Source organism: Acidovorax sp. HMWF029 (assembly GCF_003060895.1).
GTDB lineage: Bacteria > Pseudomonadota > Gammaproteobacteria > Burkholderiales > Burkholderiaceae_C > Acidovorax.
The window spans coordinates 1-14,899 of the sequence record NZ_QAIH01000167.1; the positions used below are offsets into that span (position 1 = coordinate 1).

A 14,899-nucleotide genomic window follows, 5' to 3' on the forward strand; every position below is an offset into this window, starting at 1 on the left:
ATCAAGGCCCGTGAGCAGACCAAGAAGGCAGCAGCGGCCCAGGTTAGCGAGACCGCGGAGGAAGGGGCCTCGCCTGACGGCTCGGCCATACCGACCACCAGTTCAAAAAAAGGAGGCCCTACAGAAGCATCCACCCTATAGTTATCCACAGCTGGCTTCAAATGGAACCAGCTCTAGCCCCTGGTCAATGTTCGACTGGCACTGCTGATCACGATTGCACTGGCGCTAACAAGGCCAGCACGAGAACGGAGAAAGCAGATTGCATGGGTTGCATAGGTGGACTAAGGCTCCTTGGTTGGGGGTTGGGATGAACGGCTAGAGACTTCATTCAAAGGGCACATCCCCACTGAGCATGGGAGCCCAAGCGGTTATGTAACGAATTTCGTGACGACGAATTATCACCACGTCACGAGACTCGTGACATGCCATCCGAGCCTTTGGATTCCTCGAACGTAGTGGGCCGCCGCATGCGCTCACGGCGTGAGGAATTGGGGTGGTCTCAGGAGAAGGTGGGGGTGCTGATCGGCATTGACGAGTCGTCAAGCCGCGCTCGAATTAGTCGATATGAGTTGGGGACGCATGACCCACCGGTGAAGACCGCTCGGCAAATTGCAGAGGCCTTGGGCGCACCGCTTGAGTACCTGTATTGCGAAGATGATGACCTCGCCACAGTTCTGTTGGGGCTGTCAAAGCTGAAGCCGGATGCCCGCAAGCAGGTTGTTTCTAAGTGGCTCGCTGAGATGGCGGAATAGACGGGTAAAAATTTTCTTGCCCACCACCGGGGATGCCGAACTGCGGACATGAGGCCGATGCTCAAAGCCTCCCCCTAATCCTGCTTGGGCTCCTTACCACTGCTCTGCCCGCCCTCACCCTGATCTTGCGCTCGCTTATAGGCCAGCGCGCAGCTTTCTCGGCATAGCAGATGGGCCGGTGACCTCCCTCCAATTTGACTTTCCTGTTGATTCCTATAGCGGCTCAGCTTGTAATCCGGGTCTTGGTTAAAGCACGTCCGCACAAGGTTTGTGCTCCAGCTATAGGACCCAGAGCCGTCCCGGAAATATTGAGTATCGATAAAAGGGTTATCCAAATCATCAAGCTGGACTAACCGGCTTCAATTGCCCAATTCGTGAGCCGCCGCCGGTGCGCGAGAATGACGAAAGTTCGTGCGCGGGCTCAGACCTCGTGTTGCGCAATTACCACGAAAAGCACTCTGCAGCAGCGATCCAGCCTGCGAGGGTCTTCGCTGAGCGGGCTCGCGGAAAGCGCCCCAGCCTGGACGCGACGCCCTGTTCCCGATACGCTATGCGTCAACCAAAGTTTCATGAATCCTCCCTTGATGATCCGCCTGCCATCGGCTTCCATTCCTGTTCCTAGCACTTTTGACTACACCGGCACGGTAGAACGGGTTCGCGTAAAGGAGGACGGCAAGACATTGACCCTGACGGGAGGCGTTGAGCTCGACGTTCATCGGGCATGCTGCGTCGGCGTGAACGACGAGCTTCGCGTCACGAAGCGGTCGGGCGTGGTCAGGGCGGAGGCAATATGCGAAAACGGCACGGCCACGGTGTTGCCCGCCTTCCGCGTCGCCCACGCGTTGCCTGACCTCGGCGGCCGCCTTGTTGTGCGGGAGGCCCGAGATGCATCCGACGCCGATGGCTACGAGCGCCTCGCTTCCTACCACTATCGAGCCCATCAGAGCTTCGGGCGAAAGGCGATGCTGGTCGCCACTCTGGAAAGAGACGGTGTGGAGACACTCGTCGGGTATCTTGAACTCAACAACACTTTCGCCGGCAACAAGCCCCGGAACGACCTGTTGAATGCCCAGTTCAACGACGCGTCCGGCATATCGTGGGCTCGGTGGGACATGAAGGCTCGCGGCCGCTACCTGAATGCGATCGCGCGCATCGGACGTTGCGTCGTGCACCCAGAATTTCGGGGCGCCGGCATCGGCGTGCTCCTTTGCTCAGGAGCACTTGAGTATTGCAAGACTCACTGGCACATCTCCCGAATCAAGCCTCTCTTCATCGAAATCACCGCGGACATGCTCAAGTTCGTCCCCTTCGCGCAGAGCGCCGGGATGAGCTACGTTGGAACGACCTCCGGCAACATCGACCGCGTCAAGCGGGATCAGAGATACCTCAATCGAGTCTTCGCCGACATCGAGAGCGGAGCTCGTGATCGGGAGAGCCATTCGGTCTTCTCGGTAAATGCGAAGTCTATGCTCCAAAAGCAGAGGGGCGACGTCGAACGCATCCGGAAGATCGCGTCCGATCAGAATCTGGACGTGGAACAGATGCTGTCGGTCTTCTTGTCCGCGGACACTCCCGACGGGATGTCTCCGACAGCCTACGAACTGCTTTCGACCCTGCTGAGGTTTCCCAAGCCCACATACATGGCCGGCCTGACGAAAGACGCCAGCGCCTTCCTGTCGAAGCGTCTTTCCGAGGTTCGGCCTGACGAACCGGCTTTGGTCACTGAGGAGATGCGCCCAGCGAGACTTTTGAACACTATCAGGATCGCCGACCTGTCGATCGCCTACGAATACAACGTGGCATCCAGTTCGTGGGCAAACGCGATACAAGAGGCCTTCGGAATCGACAAGACGATAAAGTCGATCACAGGAGTGAGCGCGCTCACCTTGGACGTGCAGCCCATGCAAATCGTCTACGTATGGGGGCCGTCGGGCTCAGGAAAGACAGGCTTCCTAGAGGCGGTCGGCGGAAGCCGGAAGCCGTCTTCGGGGACGGTGAAGGGGCTGACGCCCAAGGACTGCGCGATCTTCTCCCTCGACTTCGAAGACGCCCCCGCGATCGAGCAGGTTGGTTCACAGGATCTTGCCCACTGCCTTTTCAGCATGAATGCGGCCGGCCTGTCCGAAGCAGCCCTCTATTTCAAGCATCCGAAGATGCTCAGCACCGGCCAAAGACATCGACTAGGCATCGCAAGGCTGATCGCATCGCGGAAGCCAGTATGGATCATCGACGAATTCTGTTCGGTCTTGGATGACACGACTGCGGCGATCGTGTCGAAGAATGTTGGACGCACTGCGCGAGCGCTCGGCGTGACAGCGTTTATCGCAGGGCCTCGCAGAGAGCCGGTGCTGTCCGCGTTGAAGCCGTCGTTCATACTGAATCTTGATTCCCTCGGGCGATGGAAGACCGAGGCGTTGAAGACTGCCTAAGGAACTGCACATGAGCGACCTCCTCAAGCCAATCGGCGGCAACGCCTACCGCGGAAAAGAGCCGATCGAAGGGGTCTTCGTCGATTCGGTCGGCAAGCATCTCGTCGTAGGGCAACGCGATCAGTCCAAGAGGTCCGGAGCGTCGATCTTTCTTGGCAAGGTCGGTGAGCGAGTTCCATCCACCGAATACTTCGACTACAACGTCTGGCTGGACGCCGAGTTCCCTCATGTCGTCTTCATCGCCGGCAAGCGTGGCAGCGGCAAGAGCTACGACTTGGGAATCATGTTGGAAGGGCTGAGCGCAACCGACGGCAATTTCTCGATGAAGCCCTCGGGATTCTCGTCTGTTCTGTTCGACTTGCAGAGTCAGTTTTGGGCTCTAGGGGGAACGCTCAATGGCCAACTCGCGGCAGATGTCGCGCAAGTGGACAAGCTGGCGAAATGGAATGTCAAAGGCGCCGTGAAGCCGCCAGTCCTGTTCCTTCCTGTCGGCTCCACCCCGATTACGGGAACCGAGCGGCCCATGACCGTTCCTCCAAACTCCCTTGAGCTTGAAGACTGGCTTTCGTTGCTGGGCACGAAGCGATTTGAAGCCATGGGGCAAGCCATCGCCACGTGTCGACAAGTGGCCGTGCGAACCAAGCCGAACTTTGAGATCGCAGACCTCGTCGCCATCCTTCAACGGCCGCAACAGTATCAAGACCTTGCCACTTTTCAGCAGTCGACCTTCGACGCCGTCTTGTGGCGTCTCATGGCCCTCGACGAGACGGGCCTGTTCAAGGGCGGCCAGTCGGTGTTGGACGACATACTCACGCCGGACAGATGCTCGATCGTGTTGATGCGTGACCTTCCGGAAGATCTGAAAGCTGTCACGGTGGCGGTTCTCATGCGACAGATCGAAAGGGCAATGTCTCGACATCACCAGCAACGCAAGGTGGCAGCGAGAACCGGTGCGCCGGACGATCGCAGCAAACCTAGCCGCATGTGGGTCATGATCGACGAGGCTCATCTGGTCTGCCCCGCCGGCGACAAGACTTCCGCCAATGAGGTGATCGTCGACTATGTGAAGCGCGGGCGAGATGCGGGCCTATCGCTCGTCCTCGCCACTCAACAGCCGTCGGCGATCGATGCCTCAGCGATCAGCCAAGTGGATGTGACAATTCTCCATAAGCTGACCATCGATGCCGACATCGCCGCGGCGACTGCGAGGCTTCCCGCCCCACTTCCGAGCAGCACTCGCGTCCGCGAGAAGGACATTTCGGATCCCAAGTTGCTCGTGCGTGAGTTGGCGCCCGGCGAGGCGCTCATTTCGGATTCAGAGGCCAGCCGGACATTTGTCTTGCGGCTTCGGCCCCGCGTCTCCCCACACGGCGGCGGGGAGCCGATGTTGTGAAGACGGCATTCGATCCCTTGCAAAAGCTCACGACGCAGGAATCGATCCGCTTCGTCGGCACCATCGGGGGCGTCTCCACGAACGTGCCGGAGCACTTTTCAAGCTTGTTGCAGTTATTCATCGGACGCGAAGTCCGCACGGCATCGGAACTCGTCGAGCGGATCATCGCCGACACAAAGTGCACGCAAAAGGTCGCAGCGGTCAGCGTCGAGGAGGCGTCGGCGCTCGGCTTGATTGCCTCCATTCCCGGGCCGACATTGACGCACAAGAAGTATCTTCTTGATGATCAGGGCCGTGTCGTGAATGCCATGCGCAAGCATCCGGGGTGGAGCAATCCGGCCCGGCGGAGACTCGTCTTCCTCCGCCCGATGTTCGAGGCGAACGGCGACTACTTGCTTCAAGCGATGAGCGTGCTCGACGGCGGCACTGAGCCCGAGCTGGTCGTGGACGCCTTTCGAACGCTGGTTCAAAAGATGGCGCTCGCCAAAGTCGCGGAACTTCCAGCGAACCAATCTGGATCGAAATGGGATACGTTCCGACAGTCCGTCGTGTCTCGGCAAAGATCAATTTTCGGAGAGCGTAGCGCGATCGGCGATGGCAACCTCACTCTGGAGGCATTGCAAAAGCAAAAGCGCCTAGCTTCCGAAGCTGCTCTGAACGCCCTGCGGAAAAAGGCGCCTCCTGCCGCGACCGAGTCTGGCCAAGGCGGGGCCGGTGGCACGCGAACCTTGGAACATCATTTCTCACGATGCCGCGCATGGCTCGATTCGTTGGGGCTCTTGGAGCACCGCTCTGGGCGCCCGTTCCGATTGAACGAATCGGGCCAGACGCTCCTGAACTATTTCCGAAGTCGGCTCCGACGCGGATCTCTGAATATCCCTCCGAGCTTGGCTACGTTGTCCGACTGCTTCCGTATGGACGCTGAAGAGGCTGCGGACGTGTGGGGCGCAGTGATCGACGACCTGTTTTGGGAGGGAGCGATCTTGGCGCTGGACGGAGGAGGCTCCTACACCCCGACGCGGGCTGAACTGAAGACGCGCTTCGACGCCGCCTTCAACTTGGTGCGAGTCACCGGCATCACAGAGGCGATGCTCACTCCATTGCGGCAGACACTTTTCTTCGGCTTCCTCTGGGATGGAAAGCCGATCAGGGATCTGACTCCTGTGATCAGTGGCGACGAATCCATCCCTGCCGAGTATCCAAACGAATATGGATTCGGGAGAAATCGGCAGGGACGACTGGCCTATCTGTTCAGAAAAAGCTAGAGCATCACGTCAAGCCGTGAATGCCTCCGACGTCTTCGGCGCCGATGGTGCCCCCGTCGATCACAAGCTGAGCGGCGCCCTGCCAAACACGGTTGGCGTTTTGGATCAACTTTCTTGCGGTACGCGGGGCAGTCGTCCTCTCCACAATTTCCTTCAGCCCGTCCGGAGTGAATGGATGCTCTGGGCTAGGAGCTTGCGCGCCGTTTCGCGCATAGGTCATCAGCTCCGTAAGGAACCGCGCGCCGTCATCCACCTCGTCGTGCGAGCTCATGTGGATCGGATTCGCGGTCACACGCACCATGATCGCTTCTTCCAGAATGCCGTGGAACAAGCTCGCGTTCTCAGCGGTCGCGCTTAGGAAGAGCGCGAAATGCTCAGTGCAGCTATTGAAAAGATCTCGCAAGCCCGTTCGAATGCTGATGAACTCGTCGGACTTCATCTCCAAGAACTGCTCCATTTCGTCGATGAGCAAATACGCTCCATCAAATACTGGCGTCCCGGGAATCTCCGGATATTTCTTGGTCAGCACCGTGTAGATTGCAGCGAGCGCGCCTAAAGCGTCGTGATCGTCCTCGATTCCAGAATTGAGTTCAAACGCCTTCAGCGCGGCTGGCGTGGCTTTCGAAGAAAAATAGTTCCACGCCTCGCCGTTGTCTTCGACCAAACCTTCAAAGACATTGAAGATTTCAGGGAAACGCGGATACAGCGTCTCTTGCAGGCGCCTCTTGCTTTCAGCCTGCGCACGCTTCCCGAATGCGCCGAGGTCTTTGGCCTCTTCTGGACTGGCCTTGGCAAAGAGCTGTGGAAGTTCTCGGCCGACTTCGGCCTGTATGTATCGAACGATCGGTTCAACCGCAGTTCGTAACGGCCCGCGCCCAATTTGCTTGATCACTTCTTTGACGATGCCATGGAACGAGCCTTTTTTCTCGACCTTGGGCTTGTCGAGGTAGGCGACGAGGGAGCGCCCCTCTCGCTTCAGAGAATCGCGAATGTATTTCAGCGCATGGGTCTTTCCTGAACCGTATTCGCCGTAGATCAGCGCCAGATGAGAAAGCTCCAGCTGCGAGTGGCGAACCTCGCGGACGATTCGGAGTAGCTCATTTTTGACATCGGTCGACCCAGCCCAGCTGATGTTGTTGTCGACGGGAACGACGTGGAACGGAGCACGCGAAAAGCTGCTCTTGGTAAGAAGTTGTTGGTTGTCCATGTTGTCCTTACGAAGGAAAGCTGTCGGCATTTAGCCGTTTGGTGGTCCAAGCGTCGAAGTTCAGCGTGTCCGCATGCCTTCGCGCTTTCTCGAACGATGTTTGGGCTTCTTCGAATTCTTGTTTTCTGTAACCAACCATCGAGGTCTCTAAGCTCTGGCCGGCGTGAGCGGAGTTCGTCATGTTGTGCGATCCAACAGCCCAGAACTTGCGCTCTGCCTCGCGCTCGAACAGGTAGACCTTGGCATGCAGCTTAGGGTTCAAGTAGAGCTCGATTTGCTCGTCGTGCAGCAGTTGAAGAAGCCTCTTCTTTGACGTGACGTCGGCATCGCCTGCGGCGGGCGGCCTTGTAATCAGGCAAACCCTGCAGCCCCTCTTTTTCGCGTCGATCATGGCAGTCGAAATCAACCCGAGCGCGCCGCCGTCGAGATCGGTCGCAAAGGGCGCGACGATCCTAGCCACTTTGAGTTGCGGGTCGCGCATCTGGCCGAACAAGATCGGACCGAGCTTGTCGTCGTGCACCGCGTGAGCGGCGACGACTGCGCTGACCGCGGCTGCCCTGCGATACCGTCGCGCTCCGGGCCTCAGTAGTCGATTGAGCTTGGCGGCGATGGCGTCTTCGAAGGTCGCGAGCACCGCGACCCGGTCTGAACGACCGAACACCCTTAGCGCGTCACCCTGCAATGATGCCTCGATCCTCGATTCTTCGAGACGGTGGGAAATGAGCAGTAGCGGAACGATGGCGTTACGCTCGCACGCAACTAGAGAACTGCTCAGAGCCGTCAACTCTCCCTCGTGCATCGCCCCCGCCGACGTCGATGCTACAAGGATCACGCAGTTCTGTATCTCTCCTCCCTTCGCATCGAACTGTCCTCCCGGCAAGAGGTCGCTGGCGATCCCGCTATCCACTGACGCCCCTGAGATGGCAAGGCATCGCTTAGCAAGATCCAACGCCTCGGTTTCGTCGGATATCCGGATGAGGGTCGCATGCTTGCTGACTAGGTCGACCGCGGTTTCGCGTTGGAGCTCTTCGAGAGCCTTGTGGGCTTCTGGCAATTCCAATTCAAGGCATACCTTCTTGCAGTTCAGCACGCAGAGGAGAAGGGAGTCCGCGTCAATTGGCTCGCTGACATCGTGCGCATTTGGGTCGCGGAATACCTTGATCTGTTGAAGGCACCTCAGCAGCCCCTTCTTTCTGTCTGCAAAGACTGCAACTTCTTCGGCAGCTGGAGCTGGGCGGCCCAAGTCGGTGAAGAATTTGTCGAACAGGTTGTAGAAGTCCGATATGCCGAGCAACTCGAAGTCGTCAGTTACGGCTGTCGAAACTTCCGGGCTGGCTCGCGCTCGATCCGCATTGATTTTCATGCGCTGCCACTGGGTGACGTCTGAACCCGCTTCCTTCTTGCCAAACAGAGCCGCAACCTCTGCTTCGGCAGTCGCGCCAAACCTCGCCCGCAGGCGCTCGCGGATGCGTCCTACGATCGCGTTCCGAAAGACGCGAAGCACGCGCTTGAGGTTGACCTCGTTGTCGATGTTGCTTCCTGCCACGTATGACTTCCTTGACCATCGTGATGGGTGCGCGAAGTGATTTCGCTTAACTGGGACGTTTGCCGTGAGCCGCGCTACCTGTCAATCTTGAGTGCATGAGAATACTAACCTCGAATCTGATCGCGGCGCGTAGCCCTGCCTTAACGAGGCATCCAACTTGGAGCGTTGTCTTGCAACCCAACTTGCCGAGATCGTCGAAGTGGCTGGCCGCGCGTGACCGCACGAGTGCTGAGAGCCGGCGCTGAAACAGCAGCGCGAGAATCAAGCCGGTTCGACGAAGTCACATTTGTATCGTCTGAGGTCTTAGAACCTGTTTACGATCTTCTGAGTAACAGCCCCAGGAACGCCATGTGAACGAACTGCAGGCTGGTATTGAGCAAGCGCTCGCAGTTCTTCCACAACCCCCTGTTCTTGTCCAGCCACGCAAAGCTGCGCTCGACGATCCAGTGCTTGGGCATGACCTTGAACGTGTGCAGTTCGCTTCGCTTGGCGATCTGCACCGTGACGTGCTCGCCCAGAATCTCCTTCACGCCTTGTCAGACTGCTACCGGCGTAAAACAGATGTCGGTCAAACCGCAAAGGCACCACCCAGACGTGGAGAGGGTCGAGCCAGCGAGCGTGACCGAACCGCACCGAACAGCGATCTACTTAATCCAAGTAGCGAACAACATCTAACAAAGCAAAAGCCCCTGGCTCTGCTAGGAACCAAGGGCTTCTGATGACTGGTGGCCTGGGGCGGAATCGAACCACCGACACAAGGATTTTCAATCCTCTGCTCTACCGACTGAGCTACCGGGCCTGAGCCTCAAATTATAGCCAGAAAATTGGAGGCTTTCGGAATTCTGCAGAAATTAATTGCGCTTACCCCGGCCAAGGTCTACGCCCAACTGGCGCAGCTTGCGGTACAGGTGGGTGCGCTCAAGGCCGGTCTTTTCGGCCACGCGGGTCATGGAGCCGCCTTCGCGGGCGAGGTGGAACTCGAAGTAGGCTTTCTCGAAACCGTCGCGTGCCTCGCGCAGGGGGCGGTCCAGGTCGAAGCCCTGGTGCGCGTGGGGCCCTGCGTCCACGCCCGCCATGGCGGTTGCCACGGAGGGCAGTTGTGAGAACGTGGGGTCGACCGGTACGGCAGCGGGTGCCTGGGCTGCAGCCACGGGTGCTGCCTGGTGGGCTGCGTTGCGGGCCAGGCCCTGCTCCACGGCCTTCAGGAGCTTCTGCAAGGTGATGGGTTTTTCGAGGAACGAGAACGCCCCGATGCGGGTGGCCTCTACGGCGGTGTCGATGGTGGCGTGGCCGCTCATCATGATCACGGGCATGGTGAGCACCCCCGCAGTCGCCCATTCCTTGAGCAGCGAGACGCCGTCGGTGTCGGGCATCCAGATGTCCAGCAGCACCAGGTCATAGCTGTTGCCAGCGCGGGCGCTTCGGGCCTGGGTCGCATTTTCTGCGAGGTCTACGCTGTGACCTTCGTCGTTCAGGATTTCCGACAAAAGATCACGAATGCCGAGCTCATCATCGACCACCAGAATGTTTGCCATGTGTGTTGAAGCGCCTTGGGGAGAGACTGCGGGGCGGTGTTGTTATCACGCCACCGCTGGTACAGGGGCGAATGATAACGACACTTGGGCCCCGCGCACCATGCCGTCGTCGCTGCGGTTGGACAGGTCGATGCGCGCGCCGTGTTCATCTGCGATCTTTTTCACCACGGCCAAACCCAGGCCAGTGCCCCGGGGTTTGGTGGTGACATAGGGTTCGAAAGCGCGCTGCAGGATGTGTGCCGGAAAGCCACCGCCGCTGTCCGCCACGGTGAGCCGCACACGGCGCGACGACTCGCTCCAACGGGTGCTGATGCGTACCGGTTGCAGCACCGGCTCTGCGGCATCGGCGCGGGCCTGCTCGGTGGCGTCCTGCGCGTTTTGCAGCAGGTTGTGCACCACCTGGCGCAGTTGCTGCGCATCACCGGCAATCCAGGGGCAGCGCGGGTCCAGCTCGGCTTCCACGGGGACGGTGGCGTTTTCCTCGCCATACAAATGCAGCACGTCGGCCACGAGCGCGTTGAGGTCCAGCGCATGCAGTTCTGCCGCAGGCAGGCGAGCGTAATCGCGGAACTCGTTGACCAGCCGCTTCATCGCATCGACCTGGTCCACGATGGTCTTGACGGACTTGGCAAGGATGGCCTGCTCGGGCCCGGGCAGCTTGCCCGATAGCTTCATTTCCAGCCGCTCGGCCGACAGCTGGATGGGGGTCAGGGGGTTCTTGATTTCATGTGCGAGGCGCCGCGCGACCTCGCCCCAGGCCTGAGCACGCTGCGCAGAAACGATTTCTGAAATGTCGTCAAAAACCAACAATCGTGCCGAATCTGGCAGCTCCGCACCCCGGGCGACGAGGCTGGTGGCGTGTTGCCCCACCCCTCCCGACGAGGCGTGCAGCTCAAACGGCTGCTGCCAATGATCCAGGCCGTGGCGTTCGTGGTCGCCCAGGAAGGCATCGAAATGCCGTTGGACGGCGGCGGCAAACTCTGCCAGACCCGGCACGTCCGACAACGGGCGGCCCTCGAACGCCGCCATGGGTGCGCGCAGGATGCGGGTGGCGCCTGGATTGGAGGAATGGATCAGCCCCTGGGCATCAAGCACGATGACACCGGCGGTGAGGTTGTCCAGAATGGTCTGCAGGTTGGCGCGGGCAGCGTCCACCTCGCCCATGCTCTGCTCCACCGCCTGGCGTGCATCCGCCAGCTGTTGGGTCATGAGTGCAAACGAGCGCGTGAGGCCGCCCAGCTCATCCTTGCCCTGCAAGGCCGCCTTGGGGCTGAGGTTGCCTGCGGCCACCTCACGCACACCTTCGGCCAGCACCAACAGTGGCCGCACCAGCTGGTTGCCCAGCAGCACGGCCAGCAGCACGGCACCAAACACCGCCAGGAACAGGCTGAGCGTGAGCGTGCCCACATACATGCGCCGCAAGCCGCCCCGCGCCAGTGCGCGCTCCTGGTACTCGCGATTGGCCTCCTGCACGGCAATTGCATTGGCCACCAGGGCGGGCGGCAGGGGCAGTGTGGCCTGGAGATAGCGAGGCTCCGCCAGCAGCCCCACGCTGGGGCTGGCCACCAGTACCAGCACTTTCACGCGTGCGTTCTGGGAGGCCTGCGGGTCGGCAATGTCGTCCAACCCCTCGATCTGCGCCGTGGCTCGCTGCTGGCGCACGGTGCGCAGCAGCGATGCGCCCGGCCGCTCCGGATTGAGGCTGAAACGGGACTGCCCGGCGCTGGCCACGGCCTGTCCAGCGGCGTTCCAGAGCACCACGTCGGTGGCACCCAGCTGATCGCGGATGCGCTCTAGCGCCAGGCCCGCCGTGGCATCGGGCACCTGGGCCACCTGGGTGCTGGCGTTACGGGCTTTGGCGGCCATGTCGGCGGCCAGCGAATCCAGTGACACGCGGGCCAGACTGACCCCGGCCGACAGGGCCCCCTCCACCTTCACGTCGAACCAGCTTTCGATCGATCGCGTAACAAACTGGTAGGACACCACGTAGATCAGCAGACCGGGCATGAGTCCCACCACCGCGAAGATCGCGGCCAGCTTGACCAGCAAGCGACTGCCAAACCGCCCCTTGCGCAGCCGCATGCCCAGCCTCACGGCCACCCAGACCAGCACGCCCAGCAGCAGCAGGGCAACAAACACGTTCACGCCAAACAGCCAGGCGTAGTTGCGCTCGTACAGGGCCCGGTTGTTGGTGGCCAGGGTCAGCAAGAACAGCAGCACCATGCCGATGGCCGACATGATGGCCGCCCCCACGCCCACGGCCCAGCGCACTGCGCGTGACTGGCGTGCGGAGGCGTGGGTGGATGGTGGTGCGCCCGCCGGTGTGTAGTCGGCACTCACTTGGCCTGCTCCACACCGAGGCGCTGGCTGCGGGAGACCAGCAGGTTCCAGCCTGAACGGCCCACCGCGCCAATCTGAAAGGGACGGGGCAACTGGGACATGTCGAGCCGAAACCGGAAGTTGACCGTGTGCAAGGCATCGGCCTCGATCGCATCCCGTTCTGCGATCTTCCAGCGCGAAAACCGCTGGATGGAAGCCATCGCTTCATCGTAACTGTCAAAGTTCTGCCCCAGGACCACCCCCAGGCCGCTGTTGGTGAAAGGCACGGCAGAGATGTTCAGGCGCCAGCGGCGTGTCAGCGGCTGATAGCTCAGCCGGAAGTAGCGTGTGGTTTCTGCCACGAGGCGGTCGGACCAGTACCAGCGGTCGCGCAAGACCTGCGCGTCGGCCACAAAAAACATCGGGATGCCTTTGTAGAGCGCGTCTTCGGCCAGCGTCGGCAGGTCAAACTGCAGGTTGGCTCCCAGATAGAGGCCGTCTTCGGCGCGCTCCAGGCGCAGCTCGCCCACCTCGGGATTGGCTGCATGTGCGGCGGTGGCGTGGGAGGCCAGAAGCCCGCCCCACAGACACAGCCAAAAAATTGCGGCGCAAAACAGCAACCAATGGGACCCAAGGGGTCCATTACGGTGATTTTTGCAACAGTGCGTAAAAAAATCCGTCGTGGTCACCGGTCTGATTGTCCGGGACTGCCCCGCCCTTGTCCGCCTTGCCGGGAATTAAATGGCCCGGCGATGGCTGCAATTGCGCGTCGGTGTTGTGCGCAAGAAACGTTTGCACCTGGGCATCGCCTTCTGCGCGAAACACCGAGCAGGTGCAGTACAACATGCGCCCGCCGGGACGCAACAGTGGCCACAAGGCCTTCAGCAGCTGCGCCTGCAAAGCGGCGAGCTGTGCGATGTCACTCTCCCGGCGCAGCCAGCGCACGTCGGGGTGGCGGCGCACGATGCCGGATGCGGTGCAGGGTGCATCGAGCAAGATGGCATCGAACAACACACCACCACAATGCGCCTGCCACCAATCCTGCGGGCGCGCAGCGTCAGCCACCAGGACCTGGGCGCTCAGTCCCAGGCGCTGCAGCGTCTCGCCAATGCGCTCGCTGCGGATGGCATCAATCTCCAGCGCCGTGACATGCATTGGCGCGCCAGGGGCGGCCATTTCCAGCAAGTGGGCGGTTTTCCACCCGGCGCGGCGCAGGCGTCCAGCACCCGCAGGGGCTGGGCCAGGTCCAGCCCCTTCAGCAACAAAGGCGCCGCCATCTGGGCGGCTTCGTCCTGCACCGACGCCCAGCCCTCAGCAAAGCCGGGTAGCACCGGCACGGGCACAGGGTGTTCCAGTGCCAGGCCTGTGGCCCCCACGGGAAATGCTTCCAAATTTATAGCGCTAAGTTCTTTCTGGTAGCGCGGGAGTGTGCATTTTTGCTGATTAATCCGCAGCGTCATGGGCGCATGGGCGTTGTTAGCCCGCAGGATCTGCTCCCAATGCCGGGGGTGGTCCTTGCGCAGCTGCTGGATCCACCATGCCGGGTGGTTAAAGCGCGCCACCGGGTCGTTGTCGGTGGCGGCCACCAGTGCGTCGCGTTCCCGCAGAAAGCGGCGCAGGCAGCCATTGATGAACGACGCCTGGGCCCGGGTGGCCGGGTGGTGCTTGGCAGCTTCCACGGCCTGGTTGACCAGGGTGAAGGCTTCGTAGGGCGCCTCGTCCGGGTTCCAGCCGAGCGCCAGGGCCGTGCACAGCAGGGCGTCGGCGGCCGGTGGTGGAGTGCGAGTAGCCAGTTGGCGGCGCAGGGCATCGGCACGGCCCAGTTGTCGCAGCACCTGGAACAGCAGGGCCTGTACCCCTGGGCGCAGGCCCGCATCAACCGCCCCGAGGGCCACCGAGCCCGACTGGCCGCTGCGAATGGCCTGCAAGGCCCCTGCAACGGCGGTCAACTGCTGCCACAACGCCACAGCCCCAGGCTGCGTGGCGCCCAGTGGCATGCCCGGCGATGTGCTCGGCGCCCCCGAGAGGCCCGCGCTGGCGCGCTGGCGAGGGGGGCGGGAGGGGTTTCTGCCGCCAGGGCGGCCCGGGCGATGGGAGGAAGGAGGATTCATCGTGGTCCTGAAAACCGGCTGCGGCAGCCGCGCTACAGCGCGCGCGCCGCCTTGAAGCCAAAAACCCAGGCCAGCAAGTTGGCCGGGAACTGCGCAATGGCCGCGTTGTAGTGCTGCACCGCGTCGTTGAACACCTGAATGGCCTGGGTGTTCTGCTGCTGATGCTCGTTCCATCGGATCTGCCAGATCGACAGGGCCGTTATGGCGGGCTCCGGCGCCGCCTCCGAAACGGGTTCGGCTTCCGGCCCCCCCGTGGCGAGCTGCACTGCGCCCACAGCGCCTTGCCAAGTGGCCAGCAGCACATCGCGCGCAGCAGCCGGACGCCGTAGCGGCCCTGGCTGC

At 61.2% G+C, this 14,899-nt stretch carries 10 protein-coding genes, 1 tRNA gene and 2 pseudogenes; 4 read left to right on the top strand and 9 right to left on the bottom strand.

Annotated features, from left to right (window positions below):
• Window positions 1-422 precede the first annotated feature (422 nt).
• The 4 genes from DBR12_RS11705 to DBR12_RS11720 all read left to right on the top strand — a co-directional run bounded on the left by DBR12_RS11705 (window position 423) and on the right by DBR12_RS11720 (window position 5,839).
• Window positions 423-752, top strand: coding sequence for a helix-turn-helix domain-containing protein (locus DBR12_RS11705; RefSeq protein ID WP_108617403.1), 330 nt, complete (start codon window positions 423-425; stop codon window positions 750-752).
• Window positions 753-1,321: 569 nt separating this feature from the next.
• On the top strand, window positions 1,322-3,181 hold the full coding sequence (locus DBR12_RS11710) for a GNAT family N-acetyltransferase (protein ID WP_158274993.1): 1,860 nt from the start codon (window positions 1,322-1,324) through the stop codon (window positions 3,179-3,181).
• A 10-nt stretch (window positions 3,182-3,191) separates the two neighbouring features.
• Window positions 3,192-4,574, top strand: coding sequence for an ATP-binding protein (locus DBR12_RS11715; protein ID WP_108617405.1), 1,383 nt, complete (start codon window positions 3,192-3,194; stop codon window positions 4,572-4,574).
• Window positions 4,571-5,839 (top strand): hypothetical protein, encoded by a 1,269-nt coding sequence (locus tag DBR12_RS11720; protein WP_108617406.1) that lies wholly within the window; start codon window positions 4,571-4,573, stop codon window positions 5,837-5,839. Before DBR12_RS11715 ends, DBR12_RS11720 begins: the two co-directional genes overlap by 4 nt.
• A 4-nt stretch (window positions 5,840-5,843) precedes the next feature.
• Here the strand turns inward: DBR12_RS11720 and DBR12_RS11725 are convergent, their stop codons facing one another.
• The 9 genes and pseudogenes from DBR12_RS11725 to DBR12_RS22795 all read right to left on the bottom strand — a co-directional run.
• The gene (locus DBR12_RS11725) at window positions 5,844-7,046 is read right to left on the bottom strand and encodes a hypothetical protein (RefSeq protein WP_108617407.1); all 1,203 of its coding nucleotides are present in this window, start codon (window positions 7,044-7,046) and stop codon (window positions 5,844-5,846) included.
• A 7-nt stretch (window positions 7,047-7,053) separates the two neighbouring features.
• Entirely contained in the window at window positions 7,054-8,592 is a 1,539-nt protein-coding gene (locus DBR12_RS11730) for a phospholipase D-like domain-containing protein (protein WP_108617408.1), read from the bottom strand.
• Between the two features lie 314 nt (window positions 8,593-8,906).
• A pseudogene (locus tag DBR12_RS11735) lies at window positions 8,907-9,128 on the bottom strand (transposase); the annotation flags it as partial.
• A gap of 187 nt (window positions 9,129-9,315) precedes the next feature.
• Window positions 9,316-9,391 (bottom strand) — tRNA-Phe (locus DBR12_RS11740).
• A gap of 52 nt (window positions 9,392-9,443) precedes the next feature.
• Window positions 9,444-10,127 carry a response regulator gene (locus DBR12_RS11745; protein ID WP_108617409.1) on the bottom strand — a complete coding sequence of 228 codons (684 nt, stop codon included), beginning with the start codon at window positions 10,125-10,127 and terminating at the stop codon, window positions 9,444-9,446.
• Window positions 10,128-10,172: 45 nt separating this feature from the next.
• Window positions 10,173-12,467 carry an ATP-binding protein gene (locus DBR12_RS11750; protein ID WP_108617410.1) on the bottom strand — a complete coding sequence of 765 codons (2,295 nt, stop codon included), beginning with the start codon at window positions 12,465-12,467 and terminating at the stop codon, window positions 10,173-10,175.
• Window positions 12,464-13,039, bottom strand: a complete 576-nt coding sequence (locus DBR12_RS11755) for a DUF4390 domain-containing protein (RefSeq protein WP_369861519.1) — start codon at window positions 13,037-13,039, stop codon at window positions 12,464-12,466. Before DBR12_RS11755 ends, DBR12_RS11750 begins: the two co-directional genes overlap by 4 nt.
• Window positions 13,040-13,088: 49 nt before the next feature.
• Window positions 13,089-14,443: pseudogene (gene rsmB / locus DBR12_RS11760) on the bottom strand (16S rRNA (cytosine(967)-C(5))-methyltransferase RsmB).
• Between the two features lie 146 nt (window positions 14,444-14,589).
• The coding region (locus DBR12_RS22795; protein ID WP_233244405.1) for a LemA family protein at window positions 14,590-14,899 on the bottom strand (310 nt) is incomplete at its 5' end.